The sequence below is a fragment of the Streptomyces sp. NPDC001137 genome (genome assembly GCF_040298885.1).
GTDB lineage: Bacteria > Actinomycetota > Actinomycetes > Streptomycetales > Streptomycetaceae > Streptomyces.
Genome location: NZ_JBEPBA010000018.1, coordinates 31,099 through 50,966, shown reverse-complemented (window position 1 = coordinate 50,966; position 19,868 = coordinate 31,099). Strand labels below are relative to the sequence as shown.

The following is a 19,868-nucleotide window of genomic DNA, read 5'->3' as shown; positions in this document are numbered from 1 at the left end:
TTTCACGCCTTTCCTGCCTTGGCTGCCCGGGATGCCGCGCGCCGTCTGAGGACCGCGACGAGCGCCCGCCGCGCCCTGCGGGCCAGCCGCCGTACGGCCGAAGGCCTGGGCGTCCGCACCACCTTGATCGAGTTCGCGTCCGCGCGCAGGGCGAGCGGCAGCGGGAGGAAGCGCGGCTCGGCGGCGTCGGGGGCCGCGCACAGGGCGGTCCGCCAGGTTGCGCCGCTGAGGTCGGCGACGGTCGGGGCGGCCTCCAGCACGGCCCCGTCCGCAGCCGGGGACAACGTGCCGGGTACGTCCACCGATCGGTCGGGTGAGGTCAGCCGCAGCAGCACGGGCGTCTCGGCCGGGACGTGCAGCGGCAGGGGCGCGCGCAGCCGGCCCCCCGAGACGCTCACGGCGTCCGGGGCGAGCCGGCCGAGGCCGAGGCGCTGGTTGGCCCGGTCGACGTCCAGGGACAGGTTGCCGTGCTGGTCGGTCCAGTACGGCAGGACCACCCGCCCGGCCGCGACGGCGGCGGACGTGGCGGCACGGGCCTTGTGCGGGCCCGGGCCCACGCGTGCCGTCTTGCTCCAGCCGCCCAGCCTGACGCGGGCGTAGGTGTCCCACAGCCCGGCGCGCAGCGGCGATCCGTCCATGGCGACGGCCGGATCGACGGTGGCGGTCGCCCGCAGCACCAGCCGCACCTGCCCGCTGTCCTCGACCGGGACGATCTCCCGGGTGACCTCGATCGGCTGGAAGTACTGGGCGGCGCTGGAGCGTTCGCGCACCAGGAGGTCCGCGGCGGCCTGTCCGAACCGGGCGACGGTGTCGGCGCCCACCCAGGCGATCGCCTCGTCCAGGTCCTTGGGCGGGCCGTCCAGCGGGGTGCGGACCCCGCCTCCGGGGAACGTCAGCGGCGTACCGCCCGCCGTGAGCTCGGCGGCGAAGTCGAGGCGCAGCCTGCCGTCCTGCCACTCGACGGTCCCGGGCTTGGCGGAGAGGCCGAGGCCGGTCTCCCACTCGGCGAAGGCCACCACGTCGTCGTACCGGTCGGCGGCGACGAGCGCGGCCACGACCTGTTGCGTCGGCTGCAGTCCGGCGGCGACACCGGGGCCGAAGCGCTCGACGACGACCTGGTGGATCTCCGCGAACTGCTTGCGCCGGTAGTCGTCCGGCTTGACGAGGAACCGCTTGCCGCGCAGCCGCTCCACCATCTCCACCCGCAGCCAGCGGCGGTGCAGGCTGTCACGCACCTCGCCCGGCTCGGTGTACCGGTCGACGATGTCCAGCGCTTCCCGCAGGTTCTTGAAGTACCCGACGGGGTCGAACTGTTGGAAGCCCGCGTTGGAGGAGTCGTCGCGCCGGATGTGGTAGTAGCAGACGTAGTCGCCGATGACCGACACATTGGCCGCGCGCAGATACGCCTCCGTCACGAAGACATGGTCCTCCAGGCGCCGTCTGCCCTCGGGGAAGCGCAGGCCGATCTCGTCCAGGAAGGCCCGGCGGAACATCTTGTGCGGGGTGAGGCTGTCGATGAGCGGGGCATCCCGCACACTGGCCCGCGGTCGGTTGCGGCGGAACAGCTCCACCGGCACCCCGCGGCCCTGGCCGGCCATCTTGCCGACGACGACGTCGGCGCCGTTGGCCACGCCGTAGTCGTACATCCGCTCCAGGGCCTCGTCGCCCAGGCGGTCGTCGTTGTCGACGAACATGACGTACTCGCCCTGGGAGGCGGCGATGCCGACGTTGCGGGGCTTGCCCGACCAGCCGGAGTTCTCCTGGTGGATGACCCGGACCCGCGGCTCCTCGGCGGCAAGCGCGTCCAGCCGGGCCGGGGTCTGGTCGGTGGAACCGTCGTCGACGAAGATCACTTCGTACTCGTCGGGTGGCAGCGACTGCTTCAGCAACGAGGTGATGCAGTCCTCGATGTAGGGCCCCGGGTTGTAGACGGGGACGATGACACTGACCTTGACCGGCATCGGGCTTCCGAGCCCCCTCGGGTCGCTCGCCGAAAGTGTGAGTACGGGTGGCCAGATGCTATCTCCGCCGGGCGCTCGGTCCCACTCCGGGCCCGCCTCGAGATCATTTCCGCGAGCCGGATCAGCCGTGCGTCCCGGCCGGCGGCTCCAGGATCTCGGCCGTGGTGCACGTCGCGCCCAGCCGCGGGAGATCCGCTCGACGCTGCCCCGGTGAGCCACGGGGTCCAGGTGGCTCATGGCATCGGTGGCGAGTGGGAGGCGGTAGCGGTGCTCGTGCGCCGCGCGGGCGGACGCCACGCCGATGCCGGTGGCGCTTGGTGACGGTGATGTCGCCGGTGCGACCGGCCAGTTCGGTAACGAGACCCGGACCAGCACCACGGGCAGACCGCGGGCACAGAAGGGGCCGGCGAGTTCGACCGTACGGGTGACGGTGTGCGGCTGTACTGGCGCGGTGACGACACCGGCCTACGGCGGCCACGGCCGGCGGCCACCCCCGACCGAGCCGCAGTCCGGTCAGAAGCATCGGTGAGGCAAACCTGGGGCGACGCACCGGGCGGACCGCTCACGCCGTGGCACCGGTGCCCTCTCTAGGCTGACCGCGTGCGCCTGCTGCTGACGACCGACACCCACCTCCCCAAACGCGCCAAGGAGCTGCCCGAGCCGCTCCTGGCCGAACTCCCGCGCGCCGACGTCGTGTTCCACGCCGGGGACTGGGTCGACACCGCCACCCTCGACCTGCTGGAGGCTCGCTGCCGCAGAGTCGTCGGCGTGTACGGCAACAACGACGGACCGGCGCTGCGCGCCCGGCTGCCCGAAGTGGCGTACGCCGAGCTCGACGGAGTGCGTTTCGCAGTCGTGCACGAGACGGGCCCCGCACAGGGCCGGGAGGCGCGCTGTGCCGCCCGGTTCCCCGACTGCGACGTGCTGGTCTTCGGGCACAGCCACATCCCCTGGGACACGACCGCCCCCGGCGGCCTGCGCCTGCTCAACCCCGGCTCCCCGACCGACCGGCGCCGCCAGCCCCACTGCACGTACATGACCGCCACGGTGGCCGACGGCCTCCTCACGGATGTACGGGTGCACCGCCTGCCTCCGAGGTAGCACCGGTTTCGGGCCGGCAGGGCGGGGCACCCGGCGGCGGCCGTACGCGCCCGTCCGGCATCCGGCGGCGTTGTCAGACCCTCCTGTTACCAAGGAACCATGACTGGATCACCGGCAACGCTTCTGCGGCGCGCGGTGAGCCCCGCACGGCACGAGGGCTCGCCGCGCACCGTCCTGTTCGTCATGTGCGCCGGGTACTTCCTGGTGCTGCTCGACGTCACCATCGTCAACGTCGCGCTGCCCCGCATCGGTTCGAGCCTCGGCACCGACATCGGCGGGCTTCAGTGGGTGGTGGACGGGTACGCGCTGGCGCTGGCCGCCCTCATGCTGACCAGCGGGACGGCCGGGGACCTGTATGGACACCGGCGCGTGGTGCTCACCGGACTCGTCGTCTTCGGCGCCGGCTCGCTCGCCTGCGGACTCGCCCCCGGTGTCCCCGTCCTGGTCGCCGCCCGAGTGGTCCAGGGCGTCGGCGCGGCGCTGCTGCTGCCCGGCACGCTGGCCATCATCAGCCGCGCCTTCCCCGACGACGCGGCACGCGCCCGTGCGATCGGCGTCTGGGCCGGCACAGGGAGCCTGGCGCTGCCCGCGGGCCCCTTGCTGGGCGGCGCCCTCACCGAAACCCTCGGCTGGCGGGCGATCTTCCTGCTGAACGTGCCGATCGTGCTGGTCGCCCTCGTGTGGTCCGCCGCGATCGTGCGGGAGAGCAGGGAGGAGCAGGCCCGGCGCCTGGACGTGCCCGGACTGCTGCTCGGCAGCCTCCTGCTCCTGGCGACCACCTACGCCTTCATCGAGGGCGGCCGCGCCGGGGCCGGCGCCCCGCAGGTGCTCGTGGCCGCGGCGCTCGCCGTCCTCGCCGTGCCGGCGCTGGCCGTCGTCGAACTGCGCCGCGGGGACGAGGCGATGCTGCCCGTTCCGCTGCTGCGGCGACCCGCCTTCGACGCGGCGAACGTGGTGGCCGGGATCATGAACATGGGCACGCTCGGCACGCTGTTCGTGCTGATGCTCTTCCTGCAGTCGATCCAGGACCGCTCCGCGCTGCTCGCGGGCGCGGCCGTCATACCCCTGTTCGCCCCGCTCGCCGTCATCGCGCCCTTCGGCGGTCGCATCACCAGCCGGATCGGGTCGCGACTTCCGGCCGCCGCGGGTCTGCTCGTCGCCACGGCCGGGCTCGCCCTCCTCGTCCTGGCCGAGCCGCACTCCACGTATCTCGTCCTGCTGCCCGCGTTTTTGCTGTGGGGCATCGGCATGGGCTTCCTGACCCCGGCGGTCGTCGCCGCGGCCATCGCGGCCGTCCCGGCCGAACGGTCGGGGCTGGCCTCCGCGATGAACAACACCGCACGTCAGACCGGCGGTGCGATAGGTATCGCGGTGGCGGGCGCGATCGCCGGACAGCCCGGCGACGAGACACGTTTTGTACGGGGCTTCCACGCCGTCGCCCTCGGAGCCGCGGGCCTCTACGCGGCCGCCGCGGTGCTCGCCCTGATCGCGTTGCCGGGCGCCCTGCTTCCGGGCGGCGAGAGGTGACGTGAGCAGGCACAAAGTCCGGGCCGCTCCATGCAGCTGCGAGCGGCCCGGGCGCTGCGAGTGTGCGCTGTCACGGACCTCCTTCCCGCAGAGGTGCTGTGTCGCGGGGGCGTGCATGCCCCATCGGGCGCCGCCTACCCCTCGGACGGCGTCCCACACCCCGAAATTCGATGGACGTCCGGCCCCCGCCCCGCTGAGATGGACGGCGTGCTGATCGACGCAACTCTGGTACGCCGTCTGCTCGTTGCCCAGTTCCCTCAATGGGCCGATCTGCCGGTCACCCCGGTGCCGCAGTCCGGCATGGACAACGCCACCTTCCGGCTCGGCGACGAGCTGTCGGTACGTCTGCCGCGCTACGCGCACTGGGTCGGCCAGGTGGAGCGCGAGCACCGCTGGCTGCCCCGTCTCGCCCCGTACCTCCCGCTGGCCGTTTCCGAGCCCCTCGCGATGGGGGAACCCGGCGAGGGCTACCCCTATCCGTGGTCCGTGTACCGGTGGCTGGACGGTGAGACGGCGGCCACCGACGCCCTGACCGACCCGGTCGGCACCGCCCTCGACCTCGCCGAATTCATCACCGCCCTGCAGGCCACCGACCCCACCGGCGGACCCGGCCCCGAGCAGAGCAACGCCTTCCGCGGTGTGCCGCTGGGCGACGAGCGCGACTCCGTGGCCGCGGAGGCCCGTGTGCGGCCCAAGCTGGAGGCGCTGAAGAAGGCGGGCCTCGTCGATGTCGACGCGGTGACGGAGGTGTGGGAGGCGGCGCTCGCCGCGCCCGCCTGGGAGAAGCCGCCGGTGTGGATCCACGGCGACCTCGACGCGGCCAACCTCCTGACGCGGAACGGCCGGCTGAGCGCCGTCATCGACTTCGGCACGCTGGCCGTGGCCGACCCCGCCGTGGACCTGGTGCCCGCCTGGAAGTTCCTGCCCGAGCGGGCACGGGACGTCTTCCGTGAGGCGGTCGGCGCCGACGACGCGACCTGGGCCCGGGGCCGCGGCTGGGCCCTCGCCGGATCGCTCCCGGTACCCGACGACCCCTTCTTCCGCGACCACCCGGCCCGGATCACGGCAGCGCTGAAGCACCTGGAGGCGATCCTCGCGGACTACCGGCGCGACGCGGGCTGAGTGAAGGGGGATCAGCCCCGCCGCCACCGCCGTACCCGCGTGAACACGACCGCCACGACGACGGCCGCCGCGACCGCCACCGCTGCCCGTTTGGCCACCGGCACCCCGGCCGTGCGGAACAGGTCGAGGGGTTCGGTCTCCTCCGGCCGCTCCGCCACCGCCTCGGCAGGCTCGGGCTCCACGATCCGCTCCGCGAGGCACTGGGCGAACTGCCCGACGAGCCGGTCGCCCACCTCAGCCATCACCCCGCGCCCGAACTGCGCCGGACGCCCGGTCACCGTCAGATCCGTCCGCACCGACACCGCCGTACCACCGTCGCGCTCGCTCAGGATGCCGGTCACCGTGGCGCGTGCGGTGCCCTGGCCGCGGGTCTCCCGGCCGCCCGCGATCAGCACCATGCGGTGCGCCGTCTCGTCCTGCTCCTCGAACACGGCCGTTCCCTTGTACGTCACGGTGATCGGGCCCACCTTGACCTTCACCGAGCCGGTGACGGTCTTTCCGTCGTACTCCTCGACGGTCGCCCCCGGCATGCACGGGGCGACCCGCTCGATGTCGAGGAGCGTCTGCCAGGCCTCGTCGACCGGGACCGGCACGGTGAACTCGTGGTGCAGCTCCATGACTTCCTCCAACGGGCGTCACGTCGACGGATGGATGGCCCCCGCGGTGGCCGCCAGCGGGGCGCCGCTGCCGCCCCAGCGCAGTGCGACGATCTCGGCGGCGACGGACACGGCGACCTCCTCGGGCGTACGGGCGCCGAGGTCGAGGCCGACGGGGGAGCGCAGCCGGGACAGTTCCCTCTCGGTGAGCCCGGCGTCGAGCAGGCGTTTCATGCGGTCGTCGTGGGTTCGGCGACTGCCCATCGCCCCGATGTAGGCGGCGGGCCGGCGCAGTGCCTCCTCCAGCAGCGGCACGTCGAACTTGGGGTCGTGGGTGAGGACACAGATCACCGTGCGTTCGTCGGTGTCGGTGCCCCGCAGATAGCGGTGCGGCCAGTCGACGACCACCTCGACGGCGTCCGGGAAGCGTTTGGGGGTGGCGAACACCGGGCGGGCGTCGCACACGGTGACCCGGTAGCCGAGGAAGCTGCCGATGCGGGCGACCGCGGCCGCGTAGTCGATGGCGCCGAAGACCAGCATGCGGGGCGGCGGAGCGAAGGAGTGCAGGAAGACGGTGACCGCGTCCTCGCGGCGCTCGCCGTGCGGGCCGTAGTGACGCAACCCGGTGGCACCCAGGGCGAGTTCGCCGCGCGCGTCGGCGGTGACGGCCACGTCCAGACCGGCCGTGCCCAGCGTCCCGGACACCCCGTCCGGCCAGACGGCGAGGGTGGCCCCGATACGGGCGGGCCCCTCCGTCACCGTCGCCAGGGTCACCGGTCGGCCCTCGGCCACGGACTCCGCGACCGCGGCGAACCCCGGATCGGTCTCGCGCGTGACGGGCCGGACCAGCAGCGTGATCTCGCCGCCGCAGGTGAGCCCGACCGCGAACGCGTCCTCGTCGCTGTAGCCGAAGGTCTCCAGGCGCGCCTCACCGCTCTCCACCACCTCCTGGGCGAGCTCGAACACCGCGCCCTCCACGCAGCCCCCGGACACGCTGCCCACGACCTCGTCGCCGGGCCCCACGGCCATGGCCGCCCCGGGATCACGCGGTGCGCTGCGGCTCACGGCGACCACGGTCGCAAGGCCGAACGGGACCCGGCCCGCGTACCACTCGCTCAGCGTCGGAAGAATCTCACGCACGATCCGCTCCTTCCACGGGCGCCGGGCCGGTCCCGCGCACCGCCGCCGCCAGTTGCTCCAGCGCGGCCAGGCTGTGCCCCTCGAGGAAAGCGTCCACGCTCGGCAGCGCCGCCGCCATCCCGGCGGCAAGCGGCGCGTAGCCGGGGCGGCCCTTGCGCGGATTGGCCCAGATCACGCGGTGTGCCAGCCGGTGCAGACGGCGCATCTGGGCGCCGAGCAGCTCCGGATCGCCACGTTCCCAGCCGTCGGACAGCACCACCACGACCGCCCCGCGCGCCATGCCCCGCTGCCCCCAGCGGTCCAGGAACTCGCGCAGCAGCTCCCCGAGCCGGGTTCCGCCGTGCCAGTCCGGCAGGGCGGACGCGAGCGCGGCCATCGCCAGATCCGGGTCGCGGTGCGACAGTTCGCGGGTGACCCGGGTCAGCCGGGTGCCGATGGTGAACACCTCCGTACGGCTCCCACGGACGGCCGCATGCGCGAGCCGCAGCAGCGCGTCGGCGTACGGCGCCATCGAACCGCTGACGTCCACGAGCAGAACCACCCGCCGCGGCCGGTCCGCCCGGGTGTGCCGCCGCAGCCGGGCCGGTTCCCCGCCGCGCCGCAGCAGTTCGCGCACCGTCCGGTGCGGATCCACCGCCCCTCGCCGTGCCGGCCGCCGCCGCGCGGTGCGCCGCATCTCGCCGCGCAGCGCGAACGCGGCCAGCAACCGGCGCAGTTGCTCACGCTCGGCGGAGTCCAGTCCGGCGACGTCACGGTGGCGCAGGAGCTCCGAGGAGCTGGCGAGCGCCGCGGCGGGCGGCGCCGGGTGCTGCTCCTCGTCGCGGGTGACCGCACGGGGCAGCGGACCCTCCCGTGCGACCAGCCGCAGCCGGGCTGTGGGAGGAGCGGCCGCTGTCCGCCCGGCGGGCGCGGCGCCGCCGAAGCAGGCGGCGAACACGCGCTCGTAGCGCTCCAGGTCGTCCCGCCCGCCGCACAGGGTCAGCCGTCCCGCCCAGTACACGTCCGCCCGCATCCCGGCCCGCAGCTCGTCCACCGCGCGCAGAAAGGCGTGCACCCGCTCGGCGCTCGCATCGACCCCGGCCGCGCGCAGGGCACGGGCGAAGCCGAGCAGGGCGGCGTCGGCACGGGCGCCCGCGGCGGGCCCGGCGAGTGGATCAACCGGGCCGCCGCGCGACACGCCCCCGTGGGCACTTCCGCCGTCCCGCCCCAGGGCCTCGGCGCCCCGGCCCCGCATTTCCGCGGCGCGGGCGCGCCCACCTGCACGCTGGTCCCGTGGCCGGTGTCCGTCGGTCGGTTCCTGCCCTCCGCTCTCCGCCCACCCCACCCCGCCGCCCACTGCGCTCACACCCCCCGAGCAGCGAGGACCGCCGCCAGATCGAGCCCGCGCGCCCGTTCCACGTCCTCGCGGTACTTCAGCACGGAGCCCAGGGTCGCCACGGCCAGGTCCGGGTCCGCCTCGCTCGCGCCCAGCGCGTCCAGGGCCCGGGCCCAGTCGATCGTCTCGGCGACCCCCGGCGGCTTCAGCAGGTCCTGCGACCGCAGCGCCTGCGCAAGCGCGGTCACCTGCTCCGCCAGCCGAGCCGAGACGGCAGGCAACCGCCGCCGTACGATGGCCAGTTCACGGGCGAAGCCCGGATGGTCGAACCAGTGGTACAAGCAGCGGCGCTTCAGTGCGTCGTGCACCTCGCGGGTGCGGTTGGAGGTCAGGACGACCACGGGCGGCGTCTCGGCGCGCAGGGTGCCCAGCTCCGGGATCGTGACCGAGAACTCCGACAGCAGCTCCAGCAGGAAGGCCTCGAACTCGTCGTCGGCGCGGTCGATCTCGTCCACCAGCAGCACCGACGGCTGCGTCTCCAGCGCCTTGAGCAGCGGCCGGGCGACCAGGAAGCGGCGGTCGTACAGCTCGTCCTCCAGACGGTCGGCGTCCCTGAGACCGGCCGCCTCGGCGGCCCGCAGGTGCAGCAGCTGACGTGGGAAGTCCCAGTCGTACAGTGCCTGCGAGGCATCGATGCCCTCGTGGCACTGCAACCGGATCAGCGGGGCGTCCAGCGCCTCGGCCAGGGCGGACGCGAGCGCCGTCTTGCCGACGCCCGCGTCGCCCTCGCAGAAGATCGGCCGGTGCAGCCGCAGGGCCAGGAAGCAGGCGGTCGCCAGCCCGTCGTCGACGAGGTATCCCGTCTCCTCCAGGCGGGCGCGCACCTGCTGCGGGCCGTCGATGTCCCCGGCCGGGCCGAGCCGGTCCGCGATCGGGTCCTGCTGGTGCGTGATCGGTCCTCACCCCATTCCGGCTGCGGCCAGCACCGCCCGCCTGGTGAGCACCCGTGCCAGGTGCTCGCGGTACTCGGGCGAGGCCGAGATGTCCCGCGAGGGCCGGGTCCCGTCGGCTGCGGCCCCCGCGGCCCGGGCGACGGCCTCCGCGGTCCCGGCACCGGACAGGGCGTCCTAGGCCGCCGAGGCGCGCAGCGGCGTCGAGCCCATGTTGGTCAGACCGATCCGCGCCTCGGCGATGTGCCCGTCGTCGCGCCGCACCAGCGCGGCCACGCCGACCGTCGCCCAGGACTGCGCCACCTGGTGGAACTTCTCGTAGTGGAAGCCCCAGCCGTCCACCTTGGGCACCCGCACCTCCACCAGGAGCTCGTCGGGTTCGAGCGCCGACTGCAGATAGTCGACGAAGAATTCACCCGCGGGCAGTGTGCGCCGCCCCCGCGGTCCCTGCGCCACGAGTTGGGCGTCGAGGGCCAGCACCACCGCGGGCAGATCGCCGGCCGGGTCGGCGTGCGCGAGGGAGCCGCCGAGGGTGCCCCGGTGGCGTACGGCGGGATCCGCGACGGTCGCCGTGGCGGAGGCCAGCAGGCCGGCGTGCCGGCGGACCAGCGGATCGTGGATGACGTCGTGGTGCGTGGTCATCGCGCCGATGACGAGCGTGTCGCCGTCCTCGCGCACCCCGCGCAGTTCGGGGATGCGGCCGACGTCCACGACCAGCTCAGGGAAGGCCAGCCGCAGCCTCAGCAGCGGCAGCAGGCTCTGCCCGCCGGCCAGCACCTTCGCCTCCTCGCCGGCCTCGGCGAGCGTGCGTACCGCCTCGTCGACGCTTGCCGGCCGGGCGTAGTCGAATGCCGGAGGAATCATGACCGGGCCTCCTTCCCGGACTGAACCGCGCGCCAGACCCGCTCAGGTGTGCAGGGCATACGGATGTCCGTCACGCCCAGGGGGCGCAGCGCGTCCACGATCGCGTTGACGACGGCGGGCGTGGACGCGATCGTGCCCGCCTCGCCGACTCCCTTCACTCCCAAGGGGTTCGAGGTGGCCGGTGTCTCCGTCCGCTCGGTCACGAAGTCGGGCAGGTCGGGGGCCGACGGCACGAGGTAGTCGGCCATGGTGCCGGAGACCAGGTTGCCCTCGTCGTCGTAGACGGCCTCCTCGTACAGTGCCTGCGCGATGCCCTGCGCGATTCCGCCGTGCACCTGCCCCTCGACGATCAGCGGGTTGACGACCCTGCCGACGTCGTCGACGCAGACGTAGGAGCGGATGCGCGTACGCCCGGTCTCGGTGTCGACCTCGACCGCACACAGGTGGGTGCCGTGCGGATAGGAGAAGTTGTCCGGGTCGAGCAGGTGCTCGGCGTTGATGCTGGGCTCCATGCCGTCGGGCAGGTCGTGCGAGGAGAAGGTCTCGAAGGCGACCTCCTGGATGGTTTTACGGGCGTCCGGGGAGCCCTTCACGGAGAACACGCCGTTCGTGAACTCCAGGTCGTTCTCGGCGGCTTCGAGCAGGTGGGCGGCCACTTTCCGGGCCTTGGTCACCACCTTCTTCGCGGCGTGATGCACGGCCGTCCCGCCCAGGACCAGCGAGCGTGAGCCGTAGGTGTCCATCCCCTGCGGCACCAGCCTCGTGTCGCCGTGCACGACCTCGACGTCCTCGAACGGCACGCCCAGCACATCGGCGGCGATCTGGCTCCAGCAGGTCGCATGGCCCTGCCCGTGCGGGCTCGTGCCGGTGACCACCTCGACCTTGCCGGTGGGCAGCATGCGGATGCTCGCCGCCTCCCAGCCGCCCGCCGCGTACCTGAGGTCGCGCAGCACCCGGCTGGGCGCGAGCCCGCACATCTCGGTGTACGTCGACACGCCGATGCCGAGCCGGACGGAGTCGCCCCGGTGGTTGCGGTCGGCCTGCTCGGCGCGCAGCTTGTCGTAGTCGAACAGCGCGAGCGCCTTCTCGGTCGCGGCCTCGTAGTTGCCGCTGTCGTACGTCAGACCCGCGATGGACGTGTACGGGAACTCCTCGTGCCGGATCCAGTTCCGGCGCCGCAACTCCATGGGATCCAGGCCGAGTTCGGCCGCCAGGTCGTCCATGATCCGCTCGATGGCGAACGTCGCCTCGGGGCGTCCGGCGCCACGGTAGGCGTCGGTCGGCGTCCTGGTCGTGAACACGCCGGTGCAGGTGAAGTCGTAGGAGTCCATCTTGTAGATGCCCGGGTACATGAACGCACCGAGGAGCGGCGTCCCCGGAGTGATGATCATGAGGTAGGCGCCCATGTCCGCCAATAGGTCGACCTTCAGGCCGAGCAGCCTGCCCTCCCGGGTCGCGGCGATCTCGACGTCCTGGATCTGGCCGCGGCCGTGGTGGGTGGCGAGGTAGTTCTCGGAGCGGGACTCGGTCCACTTGACGGGCCGGCCGGTCTTCCGCGCCACCGCGAGCGCGACGGCCTCCTCGCCGTACACCTGGAGTTTGGAGCCGAAACCGCCGCCGACGTCGGGGGCGACCACTCGCAGTTTGTGCTCGGGGATGCCGGTGACCAGCGCCATCATGACGCGGACGATGTGCGGGATCTGCGTCGAGGAGTAGAGGGTGTACTCGCCGGACGCGGCGAGCGGGGTGACGACGACCGCGCGTGGCTCCATCGCGTTGGGGATGAGCCGCTGCTGGTGGTAGCGGCGCTTCAGGGTCACATCGGCGCGCTGTCGTACGGAGCCGAAGTCCTCGCCCGTCTTCAGCGGCCAGACGTAGCAGCGGTTGGTGCCCTTGTCGGAGTGGACCAGCGGGGAGTCCTCGGCGAGCGCCGCCTCCAGGTCGAGGACCGGGGGCAGCGGTTCGTAGTCGACCTCGATCGCCTCCAGGGCGTCGGCGGCCGCGTACCGGTCACGGGCCACCACGACCGCCACCGGGTCGCCCGCGTACCGCACCTCGTCGACCGCGACCGCCGGGTGGTCGGGCAGCACGATGTCCTCGGTCACCGGCCAGGCACAGGGCAGCGACCCCAGTCCTTCGGCGAGGTCGCCGCCGGTGAACGCGGCGATGACACCGGGGCGTTCGAGTGCCGGTGAGACGTCGACGCGCTCGATGCGGGCGTGTGCCATCGGGCTGCGCAGGATGGCCAGGTGGAGCAGTCCGCCCACGCTGATGTTGTCGGTCCAGTTGGTCTGCCCGGTGATCAGGCGGGCGTCCTCCTTACGGGGCCGGGCGCGCCCGACCTCGCTCTGAACGGCCTGGTCGGTCATGCCGGGACCTCCTGTCCGGAGGCGGCCTGCACGGCCCGCACGATGTTCTGGTAGCCGGTGCAGCGGCAGAGGTTGCCCTCGAGGGCGTGCCGGATCTCGTCCGGGGTGGGGTGCGGGTGCTCGCGCAGCAGATCGCGTGCCGCCATCAGCATCCCCGGGGTGCAGTAGCCGCACTGCAGCGCGTGCTTCTCGTGGAAGGCGCGCTGAAGGGCGGTCGGCTCACCGTCCCGGGCCAGCCCCTCGACCGTCGTCACCTCACCTCCGTCCGCCTGGACGGCGAGCACGGAGCAGCTCTTGACGCTGACGCCGCCCAGCTCCACCGTGCAGGCCCCGCAGTTCGAGGTGTCGCAGCCGACGGGGGTCCCGGTCAGACCGAGGCGGTCGCGCAGGTAGTGGACCAGGAGGAGACGGGGTTCCACGTCGTCCTCGTACGTCGTGCCGTCCACCTTCACCGAGATGTGGGTCATGTGCCCTCCCAGGATCACGGGACGTGATGTGCGTCACTCTAGGACCGCTTCTCGGAGGGGGCGAGAGTGGCGGAGTCATTGGTTGAGCGTTAATCCGTTGCCGCGGTGACGCCGGTACTGGTGCACTTCTTGTGTTGGGTCACGGCACAGTCAAGGAGAAGCAATGCGAGCACCGTTCATGTCCGCCCAGGAAGGAATGACCCACTCTCCGAAGGACATGACGCTTCGTGCACTTGCTCAACCTTGGCATCCTCGCGCACGTCGACGCAGGTAAGACCAGCCTGACCGAGCGGCTGCTGCACTCGGTCGGAGTGATCGACCAGCCCGGCCGTGTCGACGACGGGAACACCCGCACCGACACCCTCGCGCTGGAGCGGCAGCGCGGCATCACCATCAAGTCCGCCGTCGTCTCGTTCGCGATCGACGACGTGACGGTCAACCTCATCGACACCCCCGGACACCCGGACTTCATCGCCGAGGTGGAGCGGGTGCTCGGAGTGCTCGACGGCGCGGTTCTCGTCGTCTCGGCCGTCGAGGGCGTCCAGGCGCAGACCCGCGTCCTGATGCGGACGCTGCAGCGGCTGCGCATCCCGACCCTTCTGTTCGTCAACAAGATCGACCGCCGCGGGGCGCGGTACGAGGGGGTGCTGCGCGAGATCTGCGAGCGGCTCACGCCGGCGGCCGTGCCGATGGGGGCGGTCGGCGAACTCGGCACGCGCGATGCCCGGTTCGTACCGGGGCTCGCCGCGACGGCGCTCGATGTGCTGGCGGACCATGACGACGAGCTGCTCACCGCCTATGTGGAGGGCAGCGACATGTCACATGCCACCCTCCGCGCCGCCCTCACCGCCCAGACCCGCGAGGCCCTCGTCCATCCCGTCCTCTTCGGCTCCGCCATCACCGGCGCAGGAGTGAGCGAACTGGTCGCCGGCATCAAGGACCTCCTGCCTCCGGCCGACGGCAATCCCGAAGGGCCGGTCTGCGGCACCGTCTTCAAGGTCGAGCGGGGCCCGGCGGGGGAGAAGGTGGCGTACGCCCGCATGTTCTCCGGCACCCTGCGCACCCGCGACCGGATCCCCTTCGGCGAGGCCCGCACGGAGGGAAGGGTCACCGCGATCAGCGTCTTCGACCACGGCACCGACGTGCGGGCGGACGCCGTCCCCGCCGGACGCATCGCCAGGCTGTGGGGCCTGACCGACATCAGGATCGGCGACGCTCTCGGTGAACCCCGCAAGGCCTACGAGCACCACTTCGCCCCGCCCACACTGGAGACGGTGGTCGTCCCGGGCCCGGGCGTGGACACCCGCAAGCTCCATCTCGCGCTCACCCGGCTCGCCGAACAGGACCCGCTGATCGACCTGCGCCACGACCAGGTGCGCCAGGAGACCTCCGTGTCCCTCTACGGCGAGGTGCAGAAGGAGGTCGTCCAGGCCACGCTCGCCGAGGAGTTCGGGCTCGACGTCACCTTCCGGGAGACCACGGTCATCTGTATCGAGCGGCCGTGCGGGCGGGGAGCGGCGGTGGAGTTCAACAAGAAGGACCCGAACCCCTTCCTGGCCACCGTCGGCCTGCGCGTCGACCCCGCGCCGGCCGGCTCGGGCGTGCGGTTCCGCCTGGAGGTGGAGCTCGGCGCCATGCCGTACGCCTTCTTCAAGGCCGTAGAGGACACCGTCCGCGAGACCCTCGGACAGGGCCTGTACGGCTGGCAGGTCACCGACTGCACGGTCACCATGACCCACTCCGGCTACTCGCCCCGGCAGAGCCACGCCCACCAGGGCTTCGACAAGAGCATGTCCAGCACCGGCCACGACTTCCGCGGTCTGACCCCGCTGGTCCTCATCGAGGCGCTGCGCCGGGCGGGCACCCGGGTGTACGAGCCGATGCACCGCTTCCGCCTCGAAGCCCCGGCCGACACCCTCGGTGCCCTGCTGCCGGTGCTGGCCGCCCTGCGCGCCGTCCCGCAGACGACCGGGACGCGGGGCGCCGCCTGTGTCCTGGAAGGCGCGATTCCGGCCGGCCGGGTGCACGAACTGGAACAGCGGCTGCCCGGACTCACGCGCGGTGAAGGGGAGTGGGAGAGCTCCTTCGACCACTACGCACCGATCACTTACGGAACGGTTCCGAAGCGTCCGCGCACCGACCACAACCCCCTCAACCGCAGGGAGTACCTGTTGAACGTGACACGTCGCGTGGCGGGTTGAGGTGGCTGAGAAGCAGCGCCCCTGAAAATCCTGAAACTTACTCAAGAGTCAGAAGTATTGACGGTGTCCGGAAATCACCGGACTGTAGTGGACATGCCGAATATCCGGACACGTCTGCTCGTTGTGCTGGTTGTCCTCTTCGGATCCCTGACGGTGGCGGGCACGCCGTCCGCCACCGCCGCCACCCTTCCCGACTCCCTCTGGTTCGACGAATCGCCCCTGACCGTGCAGAACGGCAGATTCGTCGACGGCAACGGCCGCGAGGTCGTGCTGCGCGGCTACAACGTCTCCGGCGAGACCAAGCTGGAGGAGAACAGCGGCCTGCCCTTCGCCTCGGTCGCCGACGCGAAGAAGTCCGCGGCCGCGCTGCGTGTCCTCGGCGGCGGCAACTCGGTCCGCTTCCTGCTGTCCTGGGCGCACGCCGAACCCACCCGAGGCACGGTCGACACCGCCTACCTGGCCGCCGTCACCGCGCAGATGCAGGCCTTCCTCGACGCCGGCATCCGCGTCTACCCCGACTTCCACCAGGACCTCTACTCCCGCTACCTCTTCAACTCCGGAAGCTGGTACACCGGCGACGGGGCCCCCAAGTGGGCCGTGGCGCTGGGTGGTTACCCGCAGGAGTCGTGCGGGATCTGCCTCTTCTGGGGCCAGAACATCACCCAGAACCAGGCCGTGACGAAGGCGCAGTACGACTTCTGGCACAACAACCACGGCCTGCAGGACGCCTTCCTCGCCACCGCCGAGAAGACCATGGCCTACGTCGCTCAGCACCTGAGCGAGGCCGAGTTCGCGGGCGTCGTCGGCTTCGACCCGTACAACGAGCCCTTCGCGGGCAGCTACGACTCCGGGCAGAGCAGCCGCGGTTGGGAGCAGAACCTGCTGTGGCCCTTCTACCAGAGGTTCCGAGCCCGGATGGACGCGGCCGGCTGGCAGGCCAAACCCGCCTTCGTCGAACCCAACCTCTTCTGGAACGCCAACATCGACTCACAGAAGCAGGAGGGCGGGCTGCTGGACGCCGGCACGCTCGGCCCGCGCTATGTCTTCAACACCCACTTCTACGACCAGAAGGCCATCTCCGGCATCTTCATGTGGGGCAACGCGTCCGACGGGCAGTACGCGAAGGACTTCGGCACCGTCCGCGACCGGGCGTCCGCCGCGGGGACGGCCGCCGTGGTCAGCGAGTTCGGCCATCCGCTGTCCGGATCGGTGGCGGGCAAGGCCCCCACGGTCGACAAGGCGATGTACCAGGCCCTCGACTCCCGGATGCCGGGCTCGAGTTGGTGGTCCGACCCGGCCTCCTCCGGCCCGGTCCTCTCCGGCAACCAGTGGCAGTGGGACATCTACAACGGCCGCCACCACGAGCTGATGAACGACAACCCCGACAAGGTCAAGACGTCCGGTGACGCCTGGAACGACGAAGACCTCTCCGCCGCGAAGTCGGACGACTCGGGCGCGGTGACACTCCGCCAGGACGCCCGGCTCCTCGACCGCGTCTTCCCGAGCGCCACGGCCGGTACGACGCTCGCCTTCACCTACGAGGACCGCTCACGCGACGGCTCCACGACCCTGACCTGGAACCCGGTGCCGAGTTCACTGCCGAGCGTGTCGCAGCTGGTCGGCTCCGGCCAGTACGGGCTGCTGGTGTGGAAGTCGGGCAGCGGCACGGCACCCACCGAACTGCACCTGCCCGCCTCGTTCCCGACCGCGACGACCACCGTCGTCTCCGACCTCGGCACGGTCCACGGCCCGCCGGCGTACACGACCTCGACACCGGTCGCGGCGGCTCCCGAACCGGGCGGCACGGGCAGCCGGCGCCTGCTGCTCACCGACACGGACTCCGGCGTCCTGCACTACGCGCTGGTCACCAACGGCGCCACGTCACCGCCGGCGAGCCTGCTCAGCGCGGCCAGGGCCGAGCTGGCGGCCTGGGCGGCGGCGCACTTCTGAGCCGAGGACTGGGGCGGGCCGACAGGCCGACGGCGCCGGACCGCATCGTCCGGCGCCGTCGGTGAGGGGGAATCAGCTCGCGGACGGACCCGTCCAGCCGGCCTGCACATGGCCGAGCCGTACCCGCTGCGGATGGTCCCCGACCGGCACGGAGGTGACCTTCTGACCGGTCGCGAAGTCGATCGCCGTGACCTGGTCGGCGCCGCTCTCGGAGATGATGCAGTCCTTACCGTCGCCGCTGACCGTGGCCCAGTACGGGGTGGACGCCGTGACGAGCGGTCCCTCCTGGAGGGTGGCCCGGTCGACGACGGTGGCGTAGTTGTCCATCGTCCCGGCGACGCACAGCTTGCCGCCGTCGGGGCTCATCGAGATGCCGTGGTGGCGCGAGTCCAGCAGCCAGGTGGTGCGGTCGGTGCTGGTCGCCGGGTTCGCCGGCAGTGTCTTCACCCGGGTGATCTTGTCGGTGGCGATGTCGTACTCCAGGAAGCCGTTGAAGAACGACACCTGGAAGTACATCTTCGACCAGTCGGGGGTGAAGGCGGCGGGCCGCACCGCGTCGGAGAAGTCCTTCAGACCGATCGCGTCCAGTCGGTCGCGCAGGTCGATGGTCCTGACGGTCTTGTACGTGGCGGCGTCGACGACGGTGATGTGGCGGTCGCCCTTCGTCCAGTCCGCCGAGGGGTCGTCGAGGGAGCTGGTGACCTCGCCGATCGCCATGTTCCAGATGTACTTGCCGCCGTTGGTGAAGACGTTCTCGTGCGGCTTGTCCCCGGTGGCGAACTCGCCCAGTTCCTTGCCGGTGTTGATGTCCAGCACCTGCACCTTGTTGGCAGTGGACGCGGAGACCGCGACCTTGGTGCCGTCGGGGGAGACGGCCATGTGGTCGGCGCGGTAACCGGCCACCGGGAAACGCCAGTTGATCCTGTCGGTGGCCAGGTCGATGGAGACGACGTCGGCGAAGCTGGGCCGGGAGACCACCACGGACGTGCCGTCGGGAGTGGAGTACATGTCGTCGACGTACTGGTCGTGACCCTGGCCGACCTGGTTGCGGATGGCCGTGTAGTAGATCCACTTGATGGGGTTGGCGTTGATCTCCGCGATGCGCTGCGCCTTGTCGGGAACGACATTGATCTCCCCGACCTCGGCGAAGTCGCCGGACGACTTCAGGACGGTGGCGGTGCCGTCCCAGTTGTTGCCCACGAACAGCACCTCGCGCAGGGCCGCGGACGAGTCCGCGGTGGCGGCGGTCGCGGGTGCGGCGACGGTCAGGACGAGGGCGGCGGCTACGGAGCAGATGTGCCTGGATCTGAGGGCAGGCATGAGTGCTCTCTCCTCTGCGGACGGGGTGTGATGAGGGCATGCCAAAGGAAATGAAGGCCGAATCTGAAAACAGGCGCGTTCAGATCCTTACTTACTGGAAAGTAAGGAAGAGGTGCCCTTCTCCACAAGACTGCGTACACGACAAAATTGGCGAGGCGGGCGACCAGGGAGGTTCAGTGGCGGGAAGGCTCAAGGCGCCGACCGGACGGTACGGCGGCAAGACCGCCGCGGAACGGCAGGCCGAGCGGCGCAGCAGATTCCTGGACGCCGCGCTCGAACTCTTCGGCGGCGACCCCGGCTACCGCACCACCACGGTCGCGGCCCTGAGCGAGGCCGCGGGCCTTTCCACCCGCCAGTTCTACGAGGAGTTCCGCACCCTCGAGGACGTGCTGGCCGCGCTGCACCTCCAGGTCAACGACTGGGCAGAGGAGGCTGTCCTGGCCGCGTTCGCCGAGGCACAGGGTCTCCCGCTCGCCGAGCGCGTCACCGCCATCTTCCGGGCCTACGCCAGGAACGTCACCGGCGATCCACGCCGGATCAGGATCACCTTCGTCGAGATCATCGGCGTCAGCGCCCGCCTGGAGGAACAGCGCCTGGCCCGCCGCTCCCGCTGGGTGGACCTCATCTGCGCCGAGGCCGATGCGGCCGCCGCCCACAAAGAGGCCGCCCCCCGCGACTACCGCATCGCCGCGACCGCCTTCATCGGCAGCGTCAACGGACTGCTGCACGACTGGAGCGCCGGCTGGGTGAACGCCACGCTCGACGAAGTGGTGGACGAACTGGTCCGGCAGCTGCTGGCGATTCTGCGTCCGCCGGGATGGGCGACGCCGACCGACTGAACGGAGCGGCGCCCCCGCCGGGCCCGTGACGACTGCTGCCGCCGACCGGCCGACGACACTCCCATGTCCTCCGCCGCCGACCGCCCGACCACTCCGAGTGATCCCTCGAACGGCCCAGTGATGCTGCGCCGGAGGAGGCGAGGGCG

Annotated in this window: 14 protein-coding genes and 1 pseudogene; 6 read left to right on the top strand and 9 right to left on the bottom strand. The window is 71.7% G+C overall.

Annotated features, from left to right (window positions below):
- Window positions 1-2 precede the first annotated feature (2 nt).
- On the bottom strand, window positions 3-1,961 hold the full coding sequence (locus ABT254_RS30500; protein WP_351476915.1) for a glycosyltransferase family 2 protein: 1,959 nt from the start codon (window positions 1,959-1,961) through the stop codon (window positions 3-5).
- A 600-nt stretch (window positions 1,962-2,561) separates the two neighbouring features.
- On the opposite strand from ABT254_RS30500, the gene ABT254_RS30495 reads away from it, so the two are divergent.
- The 3 genes from ABT254_RS30495 to ABT254_RS30485 all read left to right on the top strand — a co-directional run bounded on the left by ABT254_RS30495 (window position 2,562) and on the right by ABT254_RS30485 (window position 5,711).
- A complete protein-coding gene (locus tag ABT254_RS30495; protein ID WP_351476912.1) occupies window positions 2,562-3,062 on the top strand; it encodes a metallophosphoesterase family protein in 501 nt (166 codons plus the stop codon).
- Window positions 3,063-3,161: 99 nt separating this feature from the next.
- Window positions 3,162-4,589: an MFS transporter gene (locus ABT254_RS30490; protein ID WP_351476909.1), complete on the top strand. Its 1,428-nt coding sequence runs from the start codon at window positions 3,162-3,164 to the stop codon at window positions 4,587-4,589.
- Between the two features lie 198 nt (window positions 4,590-4,787).
- On the top strand, window positions 4,788-5,711 hold the full coding sequence (locus ABT254_RS30485; protein ID WP_351476906.1) for an aminoglycoside phosphotransferase family protein: 924 nt from the start codon (window positions 4,788-4,790) through the stop codon (window positions 5,709-5,711).
- An 11-nt stretch (window positions 5,712-5,722) separates the two neighbouring features.
- Here the strand turns inward: ABT254_RS30485 and ABT254_RS30480 are convergent, their stop codons facing one another.
- From ABT254_RS30480 to ABT254_RS30450, 7 genes and pseudogenes are all read right to left on the bottom strand, one after another.
- On the bottom strand, window positions 5,723-6,328 hold the full coding sequence (locus ABT254_RS30480; protein WP_351476904.1) for an SRPBCC family protein: 606 nt from the start codon (window positions 6,326-6,328) through the stop codon (window positions 5,723-5,725).
- Between the two features lie 18 nt (window positions 6,329-6,346).
- Window positions 6,347-7,447, bottom strand: a complete 1,101-nt coding sequence (locus ABT254_RS30475) for an XdhC family protein (RefSeq protein ID WP_351476901.1) — start codon at window positions 7,445-7,447, stop codon at window positions 6,347-6,349.
- Complete coding sequence (locus tag ABT254_RS30470; protein WP_351476899.1) at window positions 7,440-8,624, bottom strand: vWA domain-containing protein; 1,185 nt, start codon at window positions 8,622-8,624, stop codon at window positions 7,440-7,442. Before ABT254_RS30470 ends, ABT254_RS30475 begins: the two co-directional genes overlap by 8 nt.
- 164 nt (window positions 8,625-8,788) lie before the next feature.
- Complete coding sequence (locus ABT254_RS30465) at window positions 8,789-9,715, bottom strand: AAA family ATPase (protein ID WP_450751851.1); 927 nt, start codon at window positions 9,713-9,715, stop codon at window positions 8,789-8,791.
- A gap of 6 nt (window positions 9,716-9,721) precedes the next feature.
- Window positions 9,722-10,576, bottom strand: a pseudogene (locus ABT254_RS30460) (FAD binding domain-containing protein).
- Window positions 10,573-12,945: a xanthine dehydrogenase family protein molybdopterin-binding subunit gene (locus ABT254_RS30455; RefSeq protein WP_351476896.1), complete on the bottom strand. Its 2,373-nt coding sequence runs from the start codon at window positions 12,943-12,945 to the stop codon at window positions 10,573-10,575. The pseudogene ABT254_RS30460 and the gene ABT254_RS30455 overlap by 4 nt, the downstream one beginning before the upstream one ends.
- Entirely contained in the window at window positions 12,942-13,412 is a 471-nt protein-coding gene (locus tag ABT254_RS30450) for a (2Fe-2S)-binding protein (RefSeq protein WP_351476893.1), read from the bottom strand. The genes ABT254_RS30455 and ABT254_RS30450 overlap by 4 nt, the downstream gene beginning before the upstream one ends.
- Before the next feature lie 227 nt (window positions 13,413-13,639).
- Between ABT254_RS30450 and ABT254_RS30445 the strand changes: the two genes are divergently transcribed.
- Window positions 13,640-15,613, top strand: a complete 1,974-nt coding sequence (locus tag ABT254_RS30445; RefSeq protein ID WP_351476891.1) for a GTP-binding protein — start codon at window positions 13,640-13,642, stop codon at window positions 15,611-15,613.
- Window positions 15,614-15,706: 93 nt separating this feature from the next.
- Entirely contained in the window at window positions 15,707-17,563 is a 1,857-nt protein-coding gene (locus ABT254_RS30440; protein ID WP_351476889.1) for a cellulase family glycosylhydrolase, read from the top strand.
- A 72-nt stretch (window positions 17,564-17,635) separates the two neighbouring features.
- Here ABT254_RS30440 and ABT254_RS30435 read toward each other — a convergent pair whose 3' ends face one another.
- Window positions 17,636-18,883: a YncE family protein gene (locus ABT254_RS30435; RefSeq protein ID WP_351476887.1), complete on the bottom strand. Its 1,248-nt coding sequence runs from the start codon at window positions 18,881-18,883 to the stop codon at window positions 17,636-17,638.
- 176 nt (window positions 18,884-19,059) lie between these two features.
- Between ABT254_RS30435 and ABT254_RS30430 the strand changes: the two genes are divergently transcribed.
- Window positions 19,060-19,722 carry a TetR/AcrR family transcriptional regulator gene (locus tag ABT254_RS30430; RefSeq protein ID WP_351476884.1) on the top strand — a complete coding sequence of 221 codons (663 nt, stop codon included), beginning with the start codon at window positions 19,060-19,062 and terminating at the stop codon, window positions 19,720-19,722.
- Window positions 19,723-19,868 lie beyond the last annotated feature (146 nt).

Bases quoted from the DNA above. Each gene is read 5' to 3' on its own strand.
- ABT254_RS30500 (WP_351476915.1), bottom strand. From the start codon at position 1,961: ATGCCGGTCAAGGTCAGTGTCATCGTCCCCGTCTACAACCCGGGGCCC.
- ABT254_RS30490 (WP_351476909.1), top strand. From the start codon at position 3,162: ATGACTGGATCACCGGCAACGCTTCTGCGGCGCGCGGTGAGCCCCGCA.
- ABT254_RS30485 (WP_351476906.1), top strand. From the start codon at position 4,788: ATGGACGGCGTGCTGATCGACGCAACTCTGGTACGCCGTCTGCTCGTT.
- ABT254_RS30480 (WP_351476904.1), bottom strand. From the start codon at position 6,328: ATGGAGCTGCACCACGAGTTCACCGTGCCGGTCCCGGTCGACGAGGCC.
- ABT254_RS30455 (WP_351476896.1), bottom strand. From the start codon at position 12,945: ATGACCGACCAGGCCGTTCAGAGCGAGGTCGGGCGCGCCCGGCCCCGT.
- ABT254_RS30450 (WP_351476893.1), bottom strand. From the start codon at position 13,412: ATGACCCACATCTCGGTGAAGGTGGACGGCACGACGTACGAGGACGAC.
- ABT254_RS30440 (WP_351476889.1), top strand. From the start codon at position 15,707: ATGCCGAATATCCGGACACGTCTGCTCGTTGTGCTGGTTGTCCTCTTC.
- ABT254_RS30435 (WP_351476887.1), bottom strand. From the start codon at position 18,883: ATGCCTGCCCTCAGATCCAGGCACATCTGCTCCGTAGCCGCCGCCCTC.